Origin of the sequence: Flavobacterium sp. UMI-01 (genome assembly GCF_019656315.1) — a bacterium.
In the GTDB taxonomy this organism is placed as follows: Bacteria; Bacteroidota; Bacteroidia; order Flavobacteriales; family Flavobacteriaceae; genus Flavobacterium.
In genome coordinates, this window is sequence record NZ_BPLU01000026.1 from 59,147 (window position 1) to 80,830 (window position 21,684).

General features: G+C 34.5%; 18 protein-coding genes. 10 read left to right on the top strand and 8 right to left on the bottom strand.

The genetic code is table 11. The annotated features are described in order from the left end of the window. Window positions 1-145 precede the first annotated feature (145 nt). On the top strand, window positions 146-1,396 hold the full coding sequence (gene metK, locus K5R64_RS09875) for a methionine adenosyltransferase (RefSeq protein ID WP_220763109.1): 1,251 nt from the start codon (window positions 146-148) through the stop codon (window positions 1,394-1,396). Window positions 1,397-1,505: 109 nt separating this feature from the next. Next, window positions 1,506-3,275, top strand: a complete 1,770-nt coding sequence (locus K5R64_RS09880; protein WP_220763110.1) for a DUF4153 domain-containing protein — start codon at window positions 1,506-1,508, stop codon at window positions 3,273-3,275. A gap of 68 nt (window positions 3,276-3,343) precedes the next feature. Here K5R64_RS09880 and K5R64_RS09885 read toward each other — a convergent pair whose 3' ends face one another. Further along, on the bottom strand, window positions 3,344-6,031 hold the full coding sequence (locus K5R64_RS09885; RefSeq protein WP_220763112.1) for a TonB-dependent receptor: 2,688 nt from the start codon (window positions 6,029-6,031) through the stop codon (window positions 3,344-3,346). A 47-nt stretch (window positions 6,032-6,078) separates the two neighbouring features. Further along, entirely contained in the window at window positions 6,079-6,978 is a 900-nt protein-coding gene (locus K5R64_RS09890) for a GLPGLI family protein (protein ID WP_220763114.1), read from the bottom strand. 84 nt (window positions 6,979-7,062) lie between these two features. On the opposite strand from K5R64_RS09890, the gene K5R64_RS09895 reads away from it, so the two are divergent. The 3 genes from K5R64_RS09895 to K5R64_RS09905 all read left to right on the top strand — a co-directional run bounded on the left by K5R64_RS09895 (window position 7,063) and on the right by K5R64_RS09905 (window position 9,000). Beyond that, window positions 7,063-7,854: a hypothetical protein gene (locus K5R64_RS09895; RefSeq protein ID WP_220763116.1), complete on the top strand. Its 792-nt coding sequence runs from the start codon at window positions 7,063-7,065 to the stop codon at window positions 7,852-7,854. Further along, entirely contained in the window at window positions 7,854-8,468 is a 615-nt protein-coding gene (locus K5R64_RS09900; RefSeq protein ID WP_220763118.1) for a deoxynucleoside kinase, read from the top strand. The genes K5R64_RS09895 and K5R64_RS09900 overlap by 1 nt, the downstream gene beginning before the upstream one ends. Window positions 8,469-8,592: 124 nt before the next feature. After that, a complete protein-coding gene (locus tag K5R64_RS09905; RefSeq protein ID WP_220763119.1) occupies window positions 8,593-9,000 on the top strand; it encodes a hypothetical protein in 408 nt (135 codons plus the stop codon). A gap of 74 nt (window positions 9,001-9,074) precedes the next feature. Here the strand turns inward: K5R64_RS09905 and K5R64_RS09910 are convergent, their stop codons facing one another. The 5 genes from K5R64_RS09910 to K5R64_RS09930 all read right to left on the bottom strand — a co-directional run bounded on the left by K5R64_RS09910 (window position 9,075) and on the right by K5R64_RS09930 (window position 16,945). Then, window positions 9,075-9,833, bottom strand: coding sequence for a polysaccharide lyase family 7 protein (locus K5R64_RS09910; RefSeq protein ID WP_220763120.1), 759 nt, complete (start codon window positions 9,831-9,833; stop codon window positions 9,075-9,077). 214 nt (window positions 9,834-10,047) lie between these two features. Further along, window positions 10,048-12,615: a sodium-translocating pyrophosphatase gene (locus K5R64_RS09915; RefSeq protein ID WP_255580342.1), complete on the bottom strand. Its 2,568-nt coding sequence runs from the start codon at window positions 12,613-12,615 to the stop codon at window positions 10,048-10,050. Between the two features lie 110 nt (window positions 12,616-12,725). Continuing rightward, the gene (locus tag K5R64_RS09920) at window positions 12,726-13,259 is read right to left on the bottom strand and encodes an inorganic diphosphatase (protein WP_220763121.1); all 534 of its coding nucleotides are present in this window, start codon (window positions 13,257-13,259) and stop codon (window positions 12,726-12,728) included. Window positions 13,260-13,407: 148 nt separating this feature from the next. Then, window positions 13,408-15,894: a DUF5686 family protein gene (locus K5R64_RS09925; RefSeq protein WP_220763122.1), complete on the bottom strand. Its 2,487-nt coding sequence runs from the start codon at window positions 15,892-15,894 to the stop codon at window positions 13,408-13,410. Between the two features lie 73 nt (window positions 15,895-15,967). Further along, window positions 15,968-16,945: a pyruvate dehydrogenase complex E1 component subunit beta gene (locus K5R64_RS09930; RefSeq protein WP_220763123.1), complete on the bottom strand. Its 978-nt coding sequence runs from the start codon at window positions 16,943-16,945 to the stop codon at window positions 15,968-15,970. 324 nt (window positions 16,946-17,269) lie between these two features. On the opposite strand from K5R64_RS09930, the gene K5R64_RS09935 reads away from it, so the two are divergent. From K5R64_RS09935 to K5R64_RS09950, 4 genes are all read left to right on the top strand, one after another. Next, entirely contained in the window at window positions 17,270-18,016 is a 747-nt protein-coding gene (locus K5R64_RS09935; RefSeq protein ID WP_220763124.1) for an electron transfer flavoprotein subunit beta/FixA family protein, read from the top strand. 92 nt (window positions 18,017-18,108) lie between these two features. Further along, on the top strand, window positions 18,109-19,074 hold the full coding sequence (locus K5R64_RS09940) for an electron transfer flavoprotein subunit alpha/FixB family protein (protein ID WP_220763126.1): 966 nt from the start codon (window positions 18,109-18,111) through the stop codon (window positions 19,072-19,074). A gap of 245 nt (window positions 19,075-19,319) precedes the next feature. After that, entirely contained in the window at window positions 19,320-19,949 is a 630-nt protein-coding gene (locus K5R64_RS09945) for a bifunctional nuclease family protein (RefSeq protein WP_220763128.1), read from the top strand. Between the two features lie 35 nt (window positions 19,950-19,984). Then, the gene (locus K5R64_RS09950; RefSeq protein ID WP_220763130.1) at window positions 19,985-20,809 is read left to right on the top strand and encodes a thymidylate synthase; all 825 of its coding nucleotides are present in this window, start codon (window positions 19,985-19,987) and stop codon (window positions 20,807-20,809) included. Here the strand turns inward: K5R64_RS09950 and K5R64_RS09955 are convergent, their stop codons facing one another. Next, entirely contained in the window at window positions 20,810-21,106 is a 297-nt protein-coding gene (locus tag K5R64_RS09955) for an isoamylase early set domain-containing protein (RefSeq protein WP_220763132.1), read from the bottom strand. 236 nt (window positions 21,107-21,342) lie between these two features. Between K5R64_RS09955 and K5R64_RS09960 the strand changes: the two genes are divergently transcribed. Next, window positions 21,343-21,681 carry a 2TM domain-containing protein gene (locus K5R64_RS09960; RefSeq protein ID WP_220763134.1) on the top strand — a complete coding sequence of 113 codons (339 nt, stop codon included), beginning with the start codon at window positions 21,343-21,345 and terminating at the stop codon, window positions 21,679-21,681. Window positions 21,682-21,684 lie beyond the last annotated feature (3 nt).

Genomic DNA, 21,684 nt, shown 5'->3' on the forward strand with positions numbered 1-21,684 from the left:
ACTGATTGCAACCTCTTCATAATGAACCTAGTTGATTATGGGTACCAAATTCTTTTTGGTAGAAAAAAATGCTAAAGCAGAAACGCTTCTTTAGTCCTTTTTTGCAATCCTTTTTTTCTCGCTTAATTATAAAATTAATTTTATTATGGCTTATTTATTTACGTCAGAATCTGTGAGCGAAGGACATCCAGATAAGATTGCAGACCAAATTTCAGACGCATTAATTGACAACTTTTTAGCGTTTGATGCTAATTCAAAAGTAGCTTGTGAAACATTAGTAACTACAGGTCAAGTAATTTTGGCGGGTGAAGTTAAATCAGATACTTATCTAGACGTTCAACAAATTACACGCGACGTAATTCGTAAAATTGGTTACACCAAGAGTGAATATATGTTTGAAGCCAATTCCTGCGGTATCTTATCAGCCATTCACGAGCAATCAGCAGATATTAATCAAGGGGTTGATCGTTCAAAACCCGAAGAACAAGGTGCAGGTGACCAAGGAATGATGTTTGGGTATGCTACAAATGAAACTGACAATTATATGCCATTGGCACTTGATTTGTCTCACAAATTGCTACAAGAATTAGCTGCACTAAGACGTGAAAACAACGAAATTACGTATTTGCGTCCTGACGCTAAATCTCAAGTAACTTTAGAATATAGTGATGACAATGTACCCGTTCGCATTGATGCCATTGTAATTTCTACACAACACGACGATTTTGACACTGAGGAAGCCATGCTTGCTAAAATCAAAAAAGACATTGTTGAGATTTTGATTCCAAGAATCATTGCTAAAAACCCAAAACATGCCCATTTGTTTAACGATAAAATCCAATACCACATTAACCCAACTGGTAAATTTGTAATTGGAGGTCCTCACGGAGATACTGGTTTAACTGGTAGAAAAATCATCGTGGACACTTACGGTGGTAAAGGAGCTCACGGTGGTGGTGCTTTCTCTGGAAAAGACCCATCTAAAGTAGATAGAAGTGCTGCTTATGCAACTCGTCATATTGCTAAAAACTTAGTAGCTGCAGGAGTTGCTGACGAAATTTTAGTTCAAGTATCTTATGCTATTGGGGTTGCACAACCAATGGGAATTTTCATTAATACGTATGGCAAATCAAAAGTAAACTTAACGGATGGTGAAATCGCTAAAAAAGTTGAAGCTATCTTTGACATGCGTCCTTACTTTATTGAACAACGTTTAAAATTAAGAAACCCAATTTACAGCGAAACAGCCGCTTACGGACACATGGGACGTACGCCTGAAACTGTTACCAAAACATTCTCAGCTCCTGGTGGCGAATCTAAAACGGTAACTGTTGAATTGTTTACTTGGGAAAAATTAGATTTTGTTGACCAAGTAAAAGCAGCTTTTGGATTGTAATTCAATAACGCAAACTATACATTAAAAAAACGGCTATCTAAAAAGGTAGCCGTTTTTTTTGTAGGACAAACTATCATTTTTTTTTGTTACTTAGTAAAAAAATAAAACTATGGTCCGTTTTCCTTCCTTCCAAAAAATTATTGACACCACTCAAAATACCATTATCCGATTTCCATTAGAAACTCTCACTGCAGTTTTAGGAACCATTATAGCCATTAGGCTATCAGAGGAAACATACAACAGCCCTATGAACTCTGTTTACACAAAAATTTTATTGTGTTGCTCATTAGGACTGGTATTATTTTTAGCCCTTAGTTTGTATTTTTCAAAAGAGTTAAAAAACAATATTTTTCGTTTTGGATGGAGTCTTATACTTGGAGGAATCGTAGTCTTATTTGTTTTTAATTTTTCAGAACCACTAAAACAAAATGAAATTTTTCAGTTTTTAGCTTTAAACTTGGCCTTGCACCTCTTGGTTTCATTTGCGGCTTTTATTCATAAAAAATACAGTCCAGATTCCTTTTGGGAATTCAACAAACAACTCTTCCTACGAATATTAACTGCTGGATTATACAGTCTAGTTATTTTCGCTGGATTGTCCTTTGCTTTGCTAGCGATGCATTTATTGTTTGAGATTGAATTTTACGATAAAATTTATTTGCATTTATTTTTTATTATTTCAGGGATTTTCAACACTTTGTTTTTCTTAGCAGGTGTACCCGAAATCAATGAAGCTAAAACATCTTTGGTCTTAAATTATCCCATGGGATTAAAAAAATTCACGCAGTATGTGCTTGTACCTCTAATTAGCATTTACCTTATTATTTTACTTTCGTATGAATTAAAAATTATTATCACGCTTTCCTTACCCATCGGATGGGTTTCGAACTTGATTTTGGTATTTGCTATTTTTGGCATTTTATCTTTATTACTAATCCATCCCATTGCCAATGAAGCTGAAAACGTTTGGATTGCCACATTTCACAAATGGTTTTACTTTCTACTAGTACCTTTGCTAGGACTATTGTTTTGGGCTATCTTATATCGTATCAACCTATATGGATTTACCCATGAAAGGTATTATGTTTTTGCATTAGCATTATGGCTTAGTTTACTAACAGCTTACTTTATTTTTAGAAAAAATCCCCAAATTCAATTCATCCCAATAAGCATGTCCATCATTGCAGCGCTTACCATTATGGGGCCTCAAAGTGCAGATGCAGTTTCCAAAAGAAGTCAGTTGAACAGATTTGAAACTTATATGTTAACTAAAAAAGAAAAACTTAGCTTTAAAGAAGAACAAGATTTGAGTAGTATTATTAAATTTCTAAATGACAACTATGAAATTGAGATCTTAATCCCTTCAGCTAAAGAGTTAATTCCTTTAATAAAAAAAGACAAACAGGTAAGTGAATATGACATCATGAAAACATTAGGATACCAATATCGAAGTCAATATGAATCTGAAAACAGAGCTGATAAGAATTTTTATTATTCTTACTACAACAATGGCTCGAAACCGATTGAAAACATTCAAGGCTATGATTTGAGTTTTTCTATAGATCAATATCAGAACTTAGATTGCAAAAATTGCATTTCACTTAATGCCAAACCTTTCTCTATTTCTAGCGAAAAGACTCAATATGGTATTGATTTGATTGTAAATACCGATAAAATCCCTCTTCATATTTTTAATTTCATCAATACAAATCCTAAATTCAACAAAAACAACGGATTAGAAATAATCAACCAAAAAATAGAAACTGACAAATATAATTTGTTATTGACCTACAAATCAGCAAGTGGTGAGATCATAAAAAACAAAAAAGTCGTAACGGAATACGCTATTGATATTTTATTAAAAATTAAAACCAACTAGAAAGCAAAAAACAACTATTATTCATTGTAGAACAATAGTTGTTTTTATAAACCTTTTAGGCAGATTAACTACAAATTATACTTCATAGAAAAAATAATATAACGCGGTTGAACCGTGTATTGTGACGTTCTAGTAGCAAATTCAGTAAAACTATCATCATTAAGCGAAGTAGTGTTCAAAATATTAGTAGCCGATAATTTGTATTCCATTTTGGCATTTTTCTTTTGATAAATCAAACTGGCACTCAAGAAATCGTATTCATTTTTAATGGTTCCAGAATCATTTCTATAATTATAAAATTCATATTCAGACACAAAAGAAAACGCTTTAAGAAAATAGTAATCTAACTTAACTGAAGGTCTATCCGTATAAAAAGTGGTTCCGTTATATTCATTTACCGTATAATTATAACCCAATTCTAAGTTGGGTAAATTTTTATAATTGGTTGATGCTTTGACAGAATACCTTTGTGTAATGCTTTCGGTTGTAGTAGGTGTGTTATTTTGAAAGTTATTAAACTTAGACCAGTTTACACTAGCACCAGCACTGGCTTTGTAATTTTTCAAAAATGAACGACCGTAATTCCCTGAAGCAGAAAACGTTTCATCGGCTAAATCCGAATTATAAGGCATTGATTCTTGATTTACTCCTGAAAAAACAGAGCGATTTTTTACAGCATCTACTTTTTTAGTATAAGAAGCATTAGCAAAAATATTTTCCAAATTATACATGTTGTATTTAAAATAACGTAACGAGTGAACCTGTGAAGTCGCATTTTCTAACGTACGATCTCCTCTAGTAAGACTGTTGTAATTAGAAAAAACATACCCTTCAACCAACTTATTAATATCTGTAAAATTATTAGTTAAGGAATAATTGTAGGTTAAGCTTTCAGACTTTTTAATTTGGTACAGAGCAAAAACATCTGGCAACACTCTGTAAAAATTTTGTTGAAAAGCAGTACCTGATTGTTGGTTATTCATATCATAATAATGCAAACTCACCCCTGGATTAAAAGTAAACTTCCCTGTTAAGATTTTATAATGCAACCCCAAATACACGTCATTAAAAGCATAATTCACACGATTGTTATTTTGAGAGGCATCCAAATCGTTAATCGTTTGATTGTCTAATATTTGAAAAATACGTGAATTAAAATTTTGATACGAATAGGTTTCACCTAAGGTCAAATTGACATTGCTTTTAGGCGTTAACATATAGTAATAATCTATTTTGGCATCAATTTTATTGGTTTTCACGAATCGGTCCTGATTTAAATCATTTCGATTTTGCCCCGAAGCATACCCTATCAAATCAAAAGGTTGTGTTTGTAAATTGGCATTATAAAAAGGATTTTCATCTTGATAAAGATGTTGTGCTTCAAAAGCAAAAATATTTTTATCGTTTAAGGTATAATACAAATTCAAATTTTGATTGAACGAGGTAGGGTCTTGCTTTTTACCCGTATAAATATCCTCATCTGTGGAAACTGAATTTACAATGGATTCTCTAAAAAGAGAAGCAACTTCATCTTGTTTTGAAAATTTTCCTAAAACATCATAATCAAATTGCAATTTCGTATTAGGCTTGTAGCTGGAACTTAACTTCACCATTCCAAAATTACTTTTTTGGACTGAAGTTTGTTCACTTTTTTGTTGGTCGCCAGACCTTAAAATAGTCATTTGTGATTTGGTTTCCATTTCGGTTCCAGAGGAAGAAACAATCCCGAAACCACTTAAATTCCATGCTTTGTTGACGCTATATGAAAAATTAGTCGCACCAAATTTAGTATCGATTTCTTTGGCTCTATTGTTACGTATGGTAGAAATTCCTAAATCATTCGAGGACACATCAAAACTACTTCCACCTTTTCGGGATACGCCTCTAAACCCTCCAGTCATCTTAAAATAATCTTGAGTGGTAAGGGGTAATTCACCAATGTTATTAAAATTAGTAATTACATTTACACTATATTTTGGATTGTAATAAAACAATTTAGGGTTAATCAAATACCGATCTTCCTCATGTCCCACACCTATTCCAGCAGTCAAATCTCCAAACCAAAAGTTCTTCTTTCCCGATTTTAGCTTGATATTCATGGCAATGTTATCCTGATTATTTTCAACACCTTTGAGCGCGCCTACTTCACTAAAATTTCGAAGTACCTGTATTTTATCAATCGCATCAGCTGGGATATTTTTGACTCCTAATTTGGTGTCACCATCAAAAAAGTCCTTTCCTTCGACCATTAATTTAGACACTTTTTTACCTTCTACCTCAACTTCACCATCTTCGTTTACCTCAACGCCTGGTAATTTTTTCAAAACATCTTCTAGCTTGCGTTCAGTCCCTGATTTAAAGGAATCCGCATTATAAACAATCGTATCTCCTTTGATCGAAACAGGCATTTCACGGACAATCTCAACACCTTCGAGTTCAATTCCTCCAGGCTCCAATTCGATGTTTCGAATAATATTTTCGTCAGCTGTAACAATTTCGATTATTTTACTTTTCATCCCCAAATAGCTCACATTGATGCTATACGAAGTATTTTTATTTAAAGAAAGACTATATTTTCCTTTTTCATTAGTAATGGCATAGGAATCCATCGCATTGGTATTGTGATTCACAGCCATTATGTTAGCCATTTCAAGTGGTTGCCCACCCCCATCTTTAATAATACCTTCCATCCTAATAGATTGCGCCATAGCACTCAAAGAGCATAACAATAAAACCACCCAAAGTGTTTTTTTCATAAGTTTAAATTTTAAGTAATGTGTTGTCTAATGAACTTATTTTCAGATTAACGTCGTGAACCTCCAGGACCTCTTCCTCCGCCACCGCCGGGACGCTGATTGGATTCCATAAACTCTTTGGTTTTTTTAACAACTGTTTCGTCATACTCTTTTTGAGAAATAACTTTTCCTGTTGTGGGAGCTTTGATGGTTGTTTTTTCTTTGGGATTCAATACAATTTTAGAACACAAAATCACCGTCTTACCATCATTAATTTCTAAAATCAAACCTGGCAACCCCCAATATTTGTCAGGCCCTTGATTCACCGGGATTTCTGGTGTGTACCAAGCGGTAATCACTTTTTCTGTTGGTACAATTAAATTATCTAACAAGTTTGTTTTTTTATTTTTAGCTTCTTCTTCCGCTTTCTTTTTCTCTTCGTCTGATTTAGGTCTTAATGCATTAAAATCAGGTTCAGAAACCGTAATTACGGCAGTAGCTTTAAAACAATTATACCCACCAATAACACGGCTTTGCCCTTCCATTTTCCATTGTAGTTTAGGCAACGAATCCTTAACCAAGAATTGTTTCCCCATAAATTCCTTATCGATGGTATAGCTTTTTTGTTTCACATTTTTGTAGTACGTACCACCACTTCCCATTAATGAACCCATAAAACGCATTCCTCCACTACTGTTTTGTCCGGGAGTTTCTAATTTTTCTTCTTCTTTATAAATGGAAGCGGTTTTGTCAAAATGAAGAATAAATGTTTTCTCAAATAAAGATTTCATTCGTTCTTCCATTCTTTTTTGCATCTCAGGAGTAACCTCTCTGTTGCCCATCATTCTTTCCTTAAACTCAGCCGAACTGGTTTTTGATTGGTACACGGCCATTCCCTGAAACTCTTGAGCTTGGACATTAAAAAAAGTTATCCAAGCAAAAGCTATTACTAAAATCTTGTTATTCATCTTGAAGTTATTTATTTTATTTTTCATTTATTTCTATCCTTATTTACTATTTCTTATGTACCCTTTTTTGTAATTTGCAGCCTTATGAAAAAGATCCTTTTTGTATTCTTATTTTTAATATCGCTAAAAATAATCGCCCAAGACAAAAAAATTCTGGCTATCAAAATCAATGTAGTGGCTACTCACGACAAAGAGTTTGTAGGCAGAGACCCTTATGGGTACCATTATTTTACTAACAATGGCGTTCTTTATAAAATTAAAGGTCTAGAACATTGGGAATACAAAAACATTTCCCTAGGTTCCATGACCAAAATTGACCTTAACAACCCGCTTCAAATTGTTCTTTTTTATGATAATTTCAACACCGTTATTCTTTTGGACAACCAATTGAATGAAACACAAAAAATCAATTTTTCTGAAAATCCTAATCCCATTATTGTTTCCGCTGCTGGCAATGCCGCTCAGAACAAATTATGGCTTTACAACCGCCTAAATCAACAAATAGGATTTTATGATTATTTGAAGGATACCTATCGTACCATCTCCACACCCCTAACAGCTCCACTATTGTTTTATCAAACAGACTTTAATCATTTCTATTGGATAGACGACAAAAAAAATGCTTTCGTGTGTTCTATTTATGGAAAAATTTCAAATTTGGAAATCCCAACTGATTTTGATTGGATTACCTTTATCAATACCGAACAATATCTTTATACCAAAGACTACAAATTGTTTCTGGTCAATAGTGCAGTTCATGAAAAATATGAAATCGAAATTTTAGAAAAAACCTTTGAAAAATGCTATTACAAAGACCAAATTTTATCTATTTTTACAACAAAAGGAATTACAAATTATAAAATCATAACACCGTAATGCACATAGCAGTAGCAGGAAATATAGGCTCAGGAAAAACAACGCTAACTCAATTATTATCCAAACATTTCAAATGGGAACCTCATTACGAAGATGTAGTTGACAATCCTTACCTAGACGATTTTTACCATCAAATGGAACGTTGGTCTTTTAATTTGCAAATTTATTTCTTGAATAGTCGATTTCGCCAAGTCAAACAAATTCGCGAAAGCGGAAAAAAAGTGATTCAAGATCGTACAATTTACGAAGACGCACATATTTTTGCTCCCAATTTATTTGCTATGGGATTGATGACGCATCGTGACTTTGACAATTATTCTTCTTTATTTGAATTAATGGAATCTACGGTTAAAGCTCCTGACTTATTGATTTATTTACGAAGTTCCATTCCTAACTTAGTAGGTCAAATCCACAAAAGAGGACGCGAATATGAAACCTCCATTTCTATTGATTATTTGAGTCGTTTAAACGAACGTTACGAAGCTTGGATTCATACCTATGACAGGGGTAAATTACTCATCATTGATGTGGACAAAATCAATTTTGTGGACAACCCTGAAGACCTTGGAAACATCATCACCAAAATTGACGCCGAATTGAACGGATTATTTTAATATTTACATATATAACTACACCAATGCCTCTCAATCTTGAGGCATTTTTTATTACCTTTATATAGCTTATCTGCCCACAGATTTACCATTTGAGAATACCATTATTCACAAAAAATCTGATATCATGAAGGGCAAAAAACACCAACAACAACTCATTTGTCTTTTATTGACAATTGTAATCGTATTTCAAAGTTGCACCGTTTATAAAAAAACACCTGTAAGTTTGAATGACGCAATGAACTCCAATGGCAAAGCAGTAATCACAACCACAGCAAATGTTAAAAACAAATATTCTCAAATCTTATTACTTGAGGGAAATTATTATGGAATTGTAAAAACTAACAAAGGGGAAAGCAAAGTACTTTTAATCGAAAATGAAATCAAAAGCATCCGTGTTCATGATAAAACCGCTTCAACAATTGGCAATATTGCCATTGTAATAGGCACGGTAGGAGCCGTTTTTTTTATTGTTGCCTTAATTGATTTGGCTAGTATGGATTTTGGCGGCGATTGGGGTAGTGGTGCTTTTTAACTCGTAACACTTTTTAAAAATAAAAATGCCTCGTGTGTACGAGGCATTAATTGGATTCACTTGAATCGGTATTCTTATTCCCAAGTTAGGCTATTGTAGGTAAGTTTAGCGGTTCCTTCAGACTGACAATAAACTCCAGTTTTAAAATAATACGCATTATTATAAGACGTACCCCAAGCATCTTCGATTTTAAAAGTACGTTTTTCTCCATTTACCGTCGCACTAATATATTTGTTCCCCGTAAGTTCTAACGTAATTTCTAACAGCTTACTTGAAGGCAAAGTAGTTGTAAAAGCGCCATTATTAGTCAATGAAGTTCCTTTAACAGGCTCCTTATTCACTTTATAATATAAAGTATTCCCGCTAACTGAAATCCTCAAAACTGGCAATGCCGCATTTTGATTGTGCAATTGCGCTATAGTAACTTCTCCTGATGGCTGACTCACCAAATTAGCACTGATGGTCATTTTTCTTGTGGAAGTTTTATCAAAATTATCAGTTCTTCTTAGCTCGGTTCTAGTACTGCTCCCCCCATTATTATAGAGGACCATTTTACCACTACTCAAATAGAAAAAATAGGAAGCATACGCTGATAAATCAGTTACATCAGCACTCAAATAATCACTTTGCAATTTACATTTTACCAAAGCACTCGAAAAAGCACTACTGGAACTTGGCGCTACATAAGTTTTAGATGTCAAGCCTGTCGCCTTTTCGATAGAATCATCTGTTGCCGTGGTTACTGGATTCACATCACTTTCATTAGAACACGATACAGTGGTCACTAATGCAGCTAAACAAACAGCCTGTCTTAAAGACTGTAAAAAAATCATTTTTTTAATCATTACAATTATTGGTTAAGTTAGTTGATTTTTTGGCTACCCATTTTGGTTAACCAATTAGTTATTACAAACATACTATAAAAAAATAAATACACAACATCTTAACACCAAATCGATGAATAATAGAAGGATTGAAGAAAAAATACCAGTTATAACCAAAAAACCTCACGATTGTGAGGTTTTAAAAATAGAGCTCATGCTATTTTTATTTTTTACAACAAGATTTATTCGCATGTTTGATAAATTTGCCATCTTTATCAAAATGAGACAAACAAATTTGTTTTTGTTCTGGCGTACACCCTTTGTCATCACACATCTTTGCACATTCTTCTTTGGTCATTGTTTCACATTTAGACATATCACAACCTTTTTTTATCGCGTTATGTTCGCAATTTTTATTATTACATCCATTAGTTACACATTCTTCTTTCGACATTGCAGTACATTTACCATTTGCGGAACAACAGGAAGCCAAAGGTTGATGGTGATTGCAATTAGTATTGGCACATCCTTTTGCCAAACACTCCTCTTTTGACATTGAGGCACAAGCATGGACACCCCTACAACAAGACGTTAAATCAGCGGGTATAGTATGCGAACCATTTCCTAATATAGGCGCCATCACCAAACCTATCAAACAAGTCAATTTTATCAAAATATTCATCGAAGGCCCAGAAGTATCTTTAAAAGGATCCCCCACAGTATCACCTGTAACTGCTGCTTTATGAGCATCAGAACCTTTATAAGTCATTTCGCCATTAATCATCACACCTGCCTCAAAAGATTTTTTAACATTGTCCCATGCACCACCAGCATTATTTTGAAAAACAGCCCACAACACACCTGAAACAGTTACTCCAGCCATGTATCCTCCTACCATTTCTGCAATTAATTGGTTATTATCACCATATACTAGTTTGCCTAAAATCAAAATGGCAATTGGAAATCCAATAGTTAATGCACCTGGCAACATCATTTCACGCAAAGCCGCCTTAGTCGAGATATCGACACATTTAGCGTACTCAGGCTTACCTGTTCCTTCCATAATTCCAGGAATTTCTTTAAACTGACGGCGAACCTCATAAACCATGTCCATAGCAGCTTTCCCTACAGAATTCATTGCTAAAGCAGAAAAAACCACAGGAATCATTCCGCCTACAAATAACATAGCCAATACAGGCGCTTTAAAAATATTGATACCGTCAATTCCAGTAAAAGTTACATAGGCGGCAAACAAGGCTAATGAAGTGAGCGCCGCAGAGGCAATCGCAAATCCTTTACCCGTAGCCGCTGTTGTATTCCCTACTGAATCTAAAATATCAGTACGCGTACGAACTTCTTTTGGCAATTCACTCATTTCTGCAATTCCACCTGCATTATCAGAAATAGGACCAAAGGCATCAATTGCCAATTGCATAGCAGTCGTCGCCATCATCGCAGAAGCAGCCAAAGCTACCCCATAAAATCCTGCCAAAGCATAGGTAGCCCAAATAGCACCCGCAAACAACAATAGGGTTGGAAATGTAGAAATCATCCCTGTAGCCAAACCTGCAATTACATTGGTTCCAGCTCCGGTACTTGATTTTTGAACGATAGCCATCACGGGTTTTGTTCCTAAACCTGTATAATATTCGGTAACCGAGGAAATAGCGCCCCCAACAAAAAGGCCAATCAAAGTTGCATAAAAAACACTGCTAGAAGAAATTACTTTAACACCTTCACCAAAAAAGTCCATTTGCAATTGTGCTGGCAACATCAAATTGACTAAAAAATAACACGAAATCGCGGTTAAAGCAATTGCTACCCAATTCCCAACATTTAATGCTTTCTGTACTTGAGCCTCTTTGGCATCGTCTGAGGAAATTTTCACTAAAAGCGTTCCTACAATCGAAAACAAAATTCCAAATCCCGCTATCGTCATCGGTAGTAAAATAGGCCCAATTCCACCAAAATCATCTTGAATACTGCCACCCATATCTTTTATAACATAATTCCCTAAGACCATTGCCGCTAAAACTGTCGCCACATAAGACCCAAACAAATCGGCTCCCATACCAGCTACATCACCAACATTGTCTCCCACATTATCCGCAATTGTAGCAGGATTACGAGGATCGTCTTCAGGAATACCCGCTTCGACTTTACCAACTAAATCGGCACCTACATCTGCCGCTTTAGTATAAATTCCGCCACCTACACGAGCAAATAAAGCAATAGACTCCGCACCTAATGAAAATCCAGCTAAAGTCTCCAAAACCACAGTCATATCGTCAGTATTGGACCAAGTTCCATTCATAAAAATTTGAAAGAAAAAAATAAAAAAACCTGTCAGTCCCAGCACAGCAAGCCCTGCAACTCCTAATCCCATAACGGTTCCTCCACCAAAAGACACACTTAAGGCTTTGGGCAAACTAGTACGTGCCGCTTGAGTTGTACGTACATTGGTCTTGGTTGCAATTTTCATCCCCATATTTCCAGCAAGTGCTGAAAAAAAAGCACCAAAAACAAAAGCGATTACAATTAAGATATGGGTTTTTACACCTGGTAAAAAAGTGATTCCCGCTAAAACAACACTAGCGATAATAACAAAAAAGGTCAGCAATCGGTATTCAGCTTTAAGAAAAGCAAGGGCACCTTCGTAAATGTATTCTGAAATAGCTGCCATTTTACCATCTCCGGCATCTTGCTTTAATACCCATGCTCTTTTTATTGCCATAAATAAGAGCCCTATTATTGCCATCAGTATTGGCAAATAAATCATAAATGCATTCATAAATTGGTTCGGTTAATTGTTAATACTAAATTGTGTTCCGAACGAATTTAACAAAAAAAGCAATACTCTATTAAGAATATTGCTTTTTTATTTATAGTTTAAAGAGAAATTTACAATTTTAAAGAAAATAATCCCTCTGGTTTGTTTTCAATCTTGTTGAAACGCTCTTGGCATTCTTTGATGATAGCAAATGCTTCGTTGACATCTCCCCAACCTTCAACATCAACTTTTTTGTTTTCTAAATCTTTGTACACTTGGAAGAAATGTTCAATTTCTTTAACCAAGTGAGGATTGATATCAGAAAGGTTTTCTAATGAATTCCAAATTGGGTCAGAAACCGGTACACAAATTACTTTTTCATCTGGTCCTTTATCATCAGCCATGTGGAAAACACCGATTGGTTTCACTTCCATAACACAACCTGGAAAAGTAGGCTCGTTAACCAAAACCAATACATCTAATGGGTCTCCATCAAGTGCCAAAGTTTCAGGTATAAAACCATAATCAGCTGGATACATCATCGAAGAGAACAACATTCTATCAAAACGCATTCTTTTCAACTCGAAATCATATTCGTATTTATTTCTACTTCCTCTTGGAATTTCGATTAACACATCGAAAGTGGTTATTTTGTCTGCAGTCATTGTTATATTTTCTTAAGTTCTTTTATGCGATTGCAAAAGTAATTAAAAAGATTTTTAATACAAGTATTATATCCTTTTAAAACAGTAGTATCTGAATGAGTTATGTTCAAAAACACTTCCTTCTTATCCCCTCAGAACGTCAATTAAATTAAAAATAAAACCCAAACGAACCTTTTACTGAAAACTTTTGAGCTTCAGGCGTATTTAAGTAATTTCCTCGCCATGTAAAATCAATTCGGAACACCTTAAAAATGTTACCAATACCTGCACTGTACTCCCAGTAGCCATTTTCAGGAGCTATATAAGTCAACCCAGAAGCATTTATGGCTTTATTTTCCTCAGTAATCGAACCATATACGGTTTTCACACCTACAATTTCTCTCCAATTTAACTTTCTCATAAAAGGAATACGACCAAATAGACGTCCTCCAAAATTATGATTCCATTGTATGGTAGCATATTGGTCAGTTACGAATTCGTAAAAATTCAAATTATTAAAGGTATTCTCAATTGTAAAATAACTTTGGTTACCAGGAATAACATTCATTAATCCTAAAGGAATTTGACCAAAAGTCTTTCCAATCTCAAGTATGATATTGGTTCTCCCTAAGGGACCAATTATAATGGGTTGTTTATAATACAACTGTATTTTGTCGTAATCAAAATCGCTGTCTAACATTCCCTTAAACCCGTGATTGTAATTCACAAAAAAACGACTATACGGACTATCTACAACACTTCTTTCCACTCCATAACCTACCGTTTTACGATTGGGTGTAAACTCTATTTGTAGATTCACCTCTGATTGTTTCACTTCACTTTGAGTTGTCGTTTGACTTGCATCTGTAAAATAATCCAAGCTAAAAGTAGGTGAAGCAGAAGCTAACGTACGATAAGAAAATCCTGTTTGAAAAGTCAAATTCTTGACAGGTTCTATTTCGACAGCCACATTGGTTAAATTAATATTTGTCAATTTACCGTTAGAACTGGTATTAAACAACGATGACGAAGCAAAACTTCTTCCCAAAACATCATTTGTACTGGTCAAACTTGCTCCAATTTGTTCCACATCACGTCGATTGCCGCCTGACAGAATAATTCTTTTTTTCTTATCCACCATCCATTTTCCAGACACACCATATTTAAATTTGTCATCATCAAAACCATAAGCCGTGTACCCTTGCAACCTCCAAGCATCATTGGGGCCAAAATACGTTCGCCCTCCTACTCGCACACGAATTCCTTCGACATCATTAAATCCAAATGTGGAAAATATAGGCCCATAGTCAAAATTTCCAAATTGAATATATCCACTTCCTAATATCGAAACCAAATCATACAATCGTTGAAATTTCTTGACGGTTTGAAGTGTGTCTAGCATCTTATAAATGCCTTTTTCATCCTTATTTAAATTCTCAAAACGATTTTCTTTCCAATACGCTTCGGATTTGTTGTAAACATCATTATCAATATAATTCACCTCATCCTTATAGAGGCTATTAGGTTTTTCTATATTAAATTGATGGTTTTGATATAAGGTAGTTCTTTTTCCATACATTCCTTTGGATTCTTCTTTTTTATTCAAAGCAAAATCAGACATCATATAGTCACGAGTCAACAAAAAGATGGAATCGTTTTGCACCTCAAATTCTTGTTCGATATAAATGTCTTTTACCCAGTTAATATTCGCACTTTTGGTCACTGCCATATTAATTTTTTTGATAGCAAATGTGGTATCACTTACCCAAAAATCACCTTTGAACGTTAACTCGTTTTTACGGCGAGGATAGAACAAAATATTAAAACACCATTTTTTATCTATATAAGCACTATCTCTCAAAACATAATTATAGACATCAATTCCTGTTTTAGAGAGCGGACTAGTAAAACTTTTGTCAAAAAAAGTCAAATGGTTGTTGTAGATATCGTAATCAGAATACAAATCATTTACAAAAGATAAAATTTGTTGGTTGTCACTAAACCCCGAATTTTTATTTGCCTTTAATTTTTCTTTTACTTTTTTAAGTTTATTATTTCCGTAAACCTCATACAAGGATTCATTAATAAATACAGGCAAATAGGTTTTTCCAGTTACTTTGGAGGTATCAACATGATTAAAGATAAATTCCATGCCTTTAAAAAACTTTCTTTTCATAAAAGCACTATCGATGGTATTCATATCAAATTCCACTTTTTCATACTTCTCCATTTGATAATAATCAAATTGAGCCAAACCATTTTTACGCTTTCTTTCCCAAATTTTTCTAAGAATATCCAAAGCAGGATTGTCCTTCTTGGACGTTTTTCCCGTATAGATTAAAACTTCTTTAAGATTTTCGGCAGCGCTAACCACTACTTTAAAATCATAATTAATCGCTTTAGGAAGCACCACTACCCTATCTGAATACCCTACAGAAGTGACAACAATCGCATTGTAAGTTACTGGTGACTCTAGATAAAAACGACCATCCTCATTGGACATGGTACCTATATTTGAATCTTTAAATACGATATTAGCAAAAGGGACAGGCTGATTGGTTTTATCATAAACAATTCCACTCACCTTAGTTTGTGCATTCAAACTGCAAGTTAATCCACAAAGCACTAATAGTAAAAACCAGAACTTATTCTTCATAATGATGATTTAAAAAAAAACTTCACCATACAAACGCATGATGAAGTCTCTATAGTATTATTACGTACTATTATTATTTATTTGTTACCTTTTTAACTGCTTTTACAACATCAGCTGCATTAGGCAACCACTCTTCTAGCAATACAGGAGAATAAGGCGCTGGAGTATCAGCTGTAGTAATACGTTGAATTGGCGCGTCTAAATAATCAAAAGCACGCTCTTGAACTAAATACGTAATTTCAGAAGAAACACTAGCAAATGGCCAAGCCTCTTCAAGAATTACCAATCTATTAGTTTTCTTAACAGAATTTAAAACAGCATCAATATCTAATGGACGTACCGTTCTTAAATCAATAATCTCACAAGAAATTCCTTCTTTAGCCAATTGATCTGCAGCAATGAAAGCTTCTTTAATGATTTTTCCAAATGAAACGATAGTTACATCCGTTCCTTCACGTTTCACATCGGCTACACCAATTGGAATTACATATTCTCCTTCAGGCACCTCACCTTTATCACCATACATTTGCTCAGACTCCATGAAAATAACCGGGTCATTATCTCGAATAGATGCTTTTAAAAGCCCTTTAGCGTCATAAGGTGTAGAAGGAACTACCACTTTTAACCCTGGAGTATTTGCAAACCAATTTTCTAACGCTTGAGAATGCGTAGCTCCTAATTGTCCTGCAGAAGCTGTTGGACCACGAAAAACGATAGGTACATTAAATTGCCCACCTGTCATTTGACGCATTTTAGCTGCATTATTTATAATCTGATCTATACCTACTAAACAGAAGTTGAAAGTCATATATTCTACAATTGGACGACAACCGTTCATTGCTGAACCTACTGCAATACCTGTAAAACCTAACTCTGCAATTGGAGTATCAATAACTCTTTTCTCTCCAAATTCTGCAAGCATACCTTTAGAAGCTTTGTAAGCACCATTATATTCGGCAACTTCCTCTCCCATTAAGTACACAGACTCATCGCGACGCATTTCTTCACTCATTGCTTCACAAATAGCCTCTCTAAATTGTATCGTTCTCATATTATATCTTGTATGTGTATATTTTTCGAAAAGCAAAAATAAATATTTAAAATCATTTAACACATCATTTCCATTAAAATAATGATGCGTAAATTCCAGTTATTTGTTATATCTTGATAAAAAACATAGCTCAAAATACGCATCACCTCACCCTCTTAATCCATTTTTAAATCGCATTTATTATGCGTGCATAGTAAATTATTTCATTTTTTATTCTAAATTTGTAATTGAATTTATTTCAAAACATACTGCCACAACAGCTTTGACCACTAAATTCAATCATCAACTTAGATAGTTTCACATAAAACAACAAATACCAGCAATATGAAGATATTAGTTTGCATCAGTCATGTACCTGACACCACATCAAAAATTAACTTCGCTAACAACGATTCAGAATTTGATACAAATGGAGTGCAATTTGTTATCAATCCCAATGATGAATTTGGCTTAACACGTGCCATTTGGTTTCAAGAAAAACAAGGAGCAACGGTTACAGTAGTCAATGTAGGAGGACCAGAAACAGAACCTACCCTAAGAAAAGCATTGGCAATAGGTGCAAATGATGCCATAAGGGTAAATGCCACTCCTACGGATGGTTTTTTTGTTGCCAAACAATTGGCCGAAGTTATTAAAAATGGCGGATACGATTTAGTCATTGCAGGTAAAGAATCTTTAGATTATAACGGCGGAATGGTTCCTGGAATGATTGCTGCATTAACTAATTCCAACTTCATCAATGCTTGTACTGCTATCACCGTTGACGGCTCTAATGTACAAGCCGTTCGCGAAATTGACGGTGGAAAAGAAACCATTAATACCAGCTTACCGTTAATCATTGGCGGGCAAAAAGGATTGGTAGAAGAAAAAGACTTGCGCATCCCTAACATGAGAGGAATCATGACGGCTAGAACAAAACCACTTACCGTGGTAGAACCAACTGAAGCTCCTACTCAAACCAAAGCGGTTAAATTTGAAAAACCAGCTCCAAAATCAGCTGTGAAATTAGTTTCAGCAGACAACTTAGACGAATTGATAAACTTGCTACACAACGAAGCCAAAGTAATTTAAAAATTTAAGGATTCTGGATTTAGTTTTGTAAAAATCTTTATCCAATCCCTGATTAAATCCTAAATCTAAAAATTCAAAATCCAAAACTTATTATGTCCATATTAATATACGCAGAATCAGCAGAAGGAAAATTCAAAAAAGTTGCACTAGAACTAGCTTCCTATGCCAAAAAAGTTGCCGAATCAACAGGAACAACGGTAACTGCCTTAACTTTCAACACCTCAGACAACACTGAATTATCACAATACGGAGTAGATAAAGTCGTAAAGGTCAATGACTCAAAATTAACTGCTTTTAACGCAAAAGCCTATGCTGATACAATCAAACAAGTAGCTCAAAGTGAAGGTTCAAAAATCGTTTTACTTTCATCAACTACTGACAGCAGCTATCTTGCTCCCTTAGTAGCAGTAGGGCTGGAAGCAGGTTATACTTCAAATGTTGTAGCCCTACCTTTAAGCACTGCTCCTTTTCAAGTAAAACGCAATGCCTTTTCTAACAAAGCATTCAACATCACTGAAATTAATACTGATATCAAAGTACTAAGTTTAGCCAAAAATTCTTTTGGCATAATCGAAAGTACCTCAACACCTACAGAAGAAGATTTCACTCCTAGTTTGAACGATGCCGATTTTAATATCAAAATAGAAGCTACAGAAAAAGCCTCAGGCAAAGTATCAATAGCAGATGCTGATATCGTAGTTTCAGGTGGCCGTGGTTTAAAAGGACCTGAAAATTGGGGATTAATTGAAGATCTAGCAGCTGTACTTGGCGCTGCTACCGCTTGTTCTAAACCTGTTTCCGACTTAGGATGGAGACCCCACGGTGAACACGTAGGACAAACAGGAAAACCAGTTGCAGCCAATTTATATATTGCCATAGGAATTTCTGGAGCGATTCAGCACATTGCAGGAATCAACTCTTCCAAAGTAAAAGTAGTCATCAATACTGACCCTGAAGCGCCTTTCTTTAAAGTTGCAGATTACGGTGTTGTAGGAGATGCTTTTGAAGTAGTCCCTCAGTTGATTGAAAAACTAAAAGCCTTTAAAGGACAGCAATAAGCCTTTATTTCAATACCTTATTATATCCAAAAAGAGTTGTTATAATCCACTTATAGCAACTCTTTTTTTTAACTTTAAAGCTATATTTTTTTTAATTTTATAGACTGGTTTACTTTTGAAGCTACAAAAAGATTTTGTTTCTTTGTAGGCTAATCATTTTACTTATTTGTATATTACAGAAAGACAAACTGGTTTCAAAATTATTCTTTGATTTTAGCATCTAAAATCTAAAACCTAAAATTAACATGAGTTTAGTCAAACTATCTATAAAAGGCATATCCTACAGTCAAACTCAAAACGGAGCGTATGCTTTAATTTTGAATGAGGTTGATGGCGAAAGAAAACTACCCATAGTCATAGGCGCATTTGAGGCACAGTCTATTGCAATTGCTTTAGAAAAAGAAATCAAACCTCCTCGACCTTTGACCCATGACTTATTCAAAAATTTTGCGGAACGTTTTGATATTGTCGTAAAACAAGTCATCATTCACAAATTAGTCGATGGTGTTTTTTATTCTAGTATCATTTGCGAAAGAGATAAAATAGAAGAAATCATTGACGCAAGAACTTCGGATGCCATAGCCTTGGCTTTACGTTTTAACGCCCCTATATTTACTTACAAAAACATTCTTGATAAAGCCGGCATTTACCTAAAAACCAGCACACAAGAAACCGATAAAGATTCACAAGAAATGGATGATATTCTTGCCAATCCAGAAACATTTGGCAATGAAGATGAAGCTCAAAACGCAGGACGTCCTTATATCAAACACAGCCTTCAAGAATTAACAGAACTCCTTGAGCAAGCTGTAAGTCATGAAGATTACGAAAAAGCGGCAAAAATAAGAGACGAAATCTCCAAAAGAGAATCTTAATAACGGACTAAACAAGACAATAAAGAGCCCAAGAAATGAAGCAATATTTAGATTTAGTAGAACATGTAATGAAAAACGGTAACCAAAAAGGGGACCGCACTGGAACTGGAACCAAAAGTGTATTTGGCTACCAAATGCGTTTTGATTTAAACGAAGGTTTTCCGATGGTCACGACCAAAAAATTACATCTAAAATCTATCATTTACGAATTGCTTTGGTTCTTAAAAGGAGATACTAATATTGCTTACCTCCAAAAAAATGGGGTAAAAATATGGGATGCTTGGGCTGATGAAAATGGAGATTTAGGCCCTGTTTACGGACATCAATGGCGCAATTGGAATAGCGAAGAAATAGACCAAATAAAAGACCTTATCCACGAACTTAAAACCAACCCGAACAGCCGTAGAATGATTGTATCCGCTTGGAACCCATCCGTTCTTCCTGATACTTCTAAATCATTTGCTGAAAATGTTGCAAATAACAAGGCTGCCTTACCTCCTTGCCATGCTTTTTTCCAATTCTACGTAGCTGATGGCAAACTATCCTGTCAACTCTACCAGCGTAGCGCCGACATTTTCCTGGGTGTTCCGTTCAATATCGCTTCATACGCCTTACTTACCATGATGATTGCACAAGTTTGTAACCTTGGTCTAGGCGAATTTATACATACTTTTGGAGATGCCCACATCTACAACAACCACTTTGAACAATTGGAATTGCAATTATCTAGAGAACCCAGAGCCTTACCTAAAATGATACTCAATCCTGAGATAAAAGACTTATTTGATTTTGATTACGAGGATTTCACTTTGGTAGGCTACGAACCTCATGACAGTATTAAAGGAAGTGTTGCTGTTTAATTAAACAGCAACAACTCCATTTTCTGTACCTGCAAACTCATTCCACTTGTATGAATCTGCTTCTGTATCGTTGATGTACGTACCATCAACTACATATTTAAACTCATAAGAAGCATCTTTTGGTAATTCAAAAACACCTTTAAAAGTTCCGTTTTTTAATTTACTCATCGCACCTTCTTCGATACTCCAATTGTTAAAATCACCAACAACAGAGGCATTAATAGCATCTTTTGCTTCGATAGAAAAGGTTACTTTACAAACAGGTTTTGACTTTATAAATTGTTTTTTTATTGACATAACTATTTCATTTTTAATATTATGAAACAAAGAAAACAAAATATATTGAATTTTTAACACCCAAAGAAAGTTTTACCATAATACCATTTAACTTGTTAATTTTTAATACATTCCGTAATTTTAGTAGTATTAAATTTAACATGTTAAAAAAGAAGTCGTTTTATATTTGATTAATAAACTTCCAAAAGCATAATTTTACAAATTAAATTTTATCTTTATGTTTTAATTTTTTACCTATGGAAAGAGAACAACATGAATTATACGAGTATGCTCGACGAAGAATTAAACAAAAAAAGAGACTTTATTTTCATTTTGTCCTTTTAGTTACTGCCTCTCTTTTTATCTTTTTATTAACCCAAATCATTACCATTAACATCAACCCAAATTGGCTTATTGTAGGTTTTGCTGTGTGGGCATTTATTTTTATTCTTCACTTTGTAAAAGTGTACATTACAGACCGATTCATGAATAAAAATTGGGAAAGAGAACAAATTGACAGATTGGTCGCCTCGCAAGCGAAAAAAATAGCTGAATTAAAAACAAAAATAGACGAAGATCATTCCTCTACAAAATAACAC

What these genes read in the sequence shown, in the direction of transcription:
- metK (WP_220763109.1), top strand. Translation starts at nt 146, where the DNA reads ATGGCTTATTTATTTACGTCAGAATCTGTGAGCGAAGGACATCCAGAT.
- K5R64_RS09880 (WP_220763110.1), top strand. Translation starts at nt 1,506, where the DNA reads ATGGTCCGTTTTCCTTCCTTCCAAAAAATTATTGACACCACTCAAAAT.
- K5R64_RS09885 (WP_220763112.1), bottom strand. Translation starts at nt 6,031, where the DNA reads ATGAAAAAAACACTTTGGGTGGTTTTATTGTTATGCTCTTTGAGTGCT.
- K5R64_RS09890 (WP_220763114.1), bottom strand. Translation starts at nt 6,978, where the DNA reads ATGAATAACAAGATTTTAGTAATAGCTTTTGCTTGGATAACTTTTTTT.
- K5R64_RS09895 (WP_220763116.1), top strand. Translation starts at nt 7,063, where the DNA reads ATGAAAAAGATCCTTTTTGTATTCTTATTTTTAATATCGCTAAAAATA.
- K5R64_RS09900 (WP_220763118.1), top strand. Translation starts at nt 7,854, where the DNA reads ATGCACATAGCAGTAGCAGGAAATATAGGCTCAGGAAAAACAACGCTA.
- K5R64_RS09905 (WP_220763119.1), top strand. Translation starts at nt 8,593, where the DNA reads ATGAAGGGCAAAAAACACCAACAACAACTCATTTGTCTTTTATTGACA.
- K5R64_RS09910 (WP_220763120.1), bottom strand. Translation starts at nt 9,833, where the DNA reads ATGATTTTTTTACAGTCTTTAAGACAGGCTGTTTGTTTAGCTGCATTA.
- K5R64_RS09915 (WP_255580342.1), bottom strand. Translation starts at nt 12,615, where the DNA reads ATGAATGCATTTATGATTTATTTGCCAATACTGATGGCAATAATAGGG.
- K5R64_RS09920 (WP_220763121.1), bottom strand. Translation starts at nt 13,259, where the DNA reads ATGACTGCAGACAAAATAACCACTTTCGATGTGTTAATCGAAATTCCA.
- K5R64_RS09925 (WP_220763122.1), bottom strand. Translation starts at nt 15,894, where the DNA reads ATGAAGAATAAGTTCTGGTTTTTACTATTAGTGCTTTGTGGATTAACT.
- K5R64_RS09930 (WP_220763123.1), bottom strand. Translation starts at nt 16,945, where the DNA reads ATGAGAACGATACAATTTAGAGAGGCTATTTGTGAAGCAATGAGTGAA.
- K5R64_RS09935 (WP_220763124.1), top strand. Translation starts at nt 17,270, where the DNA reads ATGAAGATATTAGTTTGCATCAGTCATGTACCTGACACCACATCAAAA.
- K5R64_RS09940 (WP_220763126.1), top strand. Translation starts at nt 18,109, where the DNA reads ATGTCCATATTAATATACGCAGAATCAGCAGAAGGAAAATTCAAAAAA.
- K5R64_RS09945 (WP_220763128.1), top strand. Translation starts at nt 19,320, where the DNA reads ATGAGTTTAGTCAAACTATCTATAAAAGGCATATCCTACAGTCAAACT.
- K5R64_RS09950 (WP_220763130.1), top strand. Translation starts at nt 19,985, where the DNA reads ATGAAGCAATATTTAGATTTAGTAGAACATGTAATGAAAAACGGTAAC.
- K5R64_RS09955 (WP_220763132.1), bottom strand. Translation starts at nt 21,106, where the DNA reads ATGTCAATAAAAAAACAATTTATAAAGTCAAAACCTGTTTGTAAAGTA.
- K5R64_RS09960 (WP_220763134.1), top strand. Translation starts at nt 21,343, where the DNA reads ATGGAAAGAGAACAACATGAATTATACGAGTATGCTCGACGAAGAATT.